Genomic DNA, 1,843 nt, shown 5'->3' on the forward strand with positions numbered 1-1,843 from the left:
ATAAATCATAGGTGTTATTATTTAAGTAACTATCAAGTTCTTTATAATGTGTCGAAGCAACTGGATCTTCTGAACCAACAAACCACAAAGAACCACGCTCGCCATCAACACCATCTTTGCCAGCAACACCCGTTAAGCCTTGATCGCCTTGGAGACCTTGGATACCAACATCACCTTTTTCACCTTGTGCGCCTTGAAGACCCTTGAGATTACCAGACTTCTGCCAGTTATTGCCGTTAAATACAAATAAATCATAGGTGTTATTATTTAAGTAACTATCAAGTTCTTTATAATGTGTCGAAGCAACTGGATCTTCTGAACCAACAAACCACAAAGAGCCACGCAAGCCTTGATCACCTTTGAGATTACTCAACTTAACCCATTGTGCCTTATTAAAGCTAAACAAGTCGCTGCTGGTCGTATTAAAATACAAATCACTGGTTTTATAAATCTCGTTATAAACAGGATCTGAAGTGCCACTGTAAATAACGCTGCCAGCTTCGCCTTTTAAATTGCCAATCTTGTCCCACGCATACAAGTTCTCTCCAACAGGGTTCGTTTCGAATAAATCACCCGTTGCCGTATTTAACCATACAAGGTTCTTGCCCGCATCATCACGAACTGGGTCACGATTAGACGTTAGAATTTGAGTGCCAGCTTCGCCTTGTATCCCTTGGATACCCTCAATACCTTGGATCCCTTGCTCACCTTGGATACCTTGAACCCCTTGGGGACCTTGTTCACCACGAGGAAGTGTAAAATCAAATACAGCATCATATTGAGTGCCAGTATTTACTATACTTGGTTGACTGCCCGCTTCAGACGCAATCACTTTACCAACCACAATACTCGCAGCTTTCCCTTGCTCTCCTTGAGGGCCATCGTTCCCAATCACATAAGAGCCATTTTCGCCCTCTCCAATAATACCAGAAGGACATATCGGTAACGTCGCAACAAACGTCAAAACTTCAGTCAACGCCGTCGTTACCGTAAAATTAATCCCAGCTTTGGTATTAAATATCCCACCACTAATCCGAACTTTAAACGTTTGGCCAGATACACTCGTTTGATCAACAACAATTGTATCATCAGAAGAGCTCGGAGATGCAACAACACATACAATCCTGTCTGTAGAAGCCATTCGATTGGCCATCGAAAATTGATAAAATACAGACTCAGTTGGGGACTTACATTGTAAATCGATCTCCGTCGTCCCTAAACAACCAGGCGGTAAAATAATAATCTTACCACCTTCAATCTTGCTCGAATTATTAAAAGCCATTATTCGTTCCTATTTTAAATTATTATGTTATAAAAAAAAACCGCTCTAGTTTATCGAGCGGATCATTAAAATGTATAATATATGAAAATTAATCATTTATATGTCTGATGAACCAAACATAAATATATCCCATTAATCATAAATAAATGGTCACTACCACAATCTGATGGTCATTTTTATCTGAAAAATCAAGGGAATTGGCATATCGTATGAAATATGCAATGCTTTAAGATAAAGTCTTTAAAATGATGATAAAGAAATAGTATCTTAGTACTTATTCTACCATACTTTGTCAAAATTACACATGGTAATTTTTCTATTATCCGTCCAAATTACTATTAGAACCTTGCATCAATACACCACCATTTAGCCAAGGACTGCCATCACCAGGATCAAACGTCGGTAATATCTTAAATGCCTCCGCTAATGATTTCTGCATCGCTGTAGGTGATAAAGAGCCCAAAGACGACGGATCACCAGAGGCAATCCGCACAAACCCATCATCAATCCACAATGAACAACCATCAGATGGATCCGTTCTGGACATAACTTGCACAGCTT

General features: G+C 39.4%; 2 protein-coding genes. Both read right to left on the reverse strand.

Going from position 1 to position 1,843, the window contains the following annotated elements; translation table 11 throughout:
• The coding region (locus PQG52_RS11400) for a phage fiber-tail adaptor protein (protein WP_456304944.1) at positions 1-1,282 on the reverse strand (1,282 nt) is incomplete at its 3' end.
• A gap of 319 nt (positions 1,283-1,601) precedes the next feature.
• On the reverse strand, positions 1,602-1,843 hold a 242-nt coding region (locus PQG52_RS11405), incomplete at its 5' end, for a hypothetical protein (protein ID WP_271829604.1).

It is taken from the genome of Commensalibacter communis (assembly GCF_947179105.1).
Lineage (GTDB): Bacteria > Pseudomonadota > Alphaproteobacteria > Acetobacterales > Acetobacteraceae > Commensalibacter > Commensalibacter communis.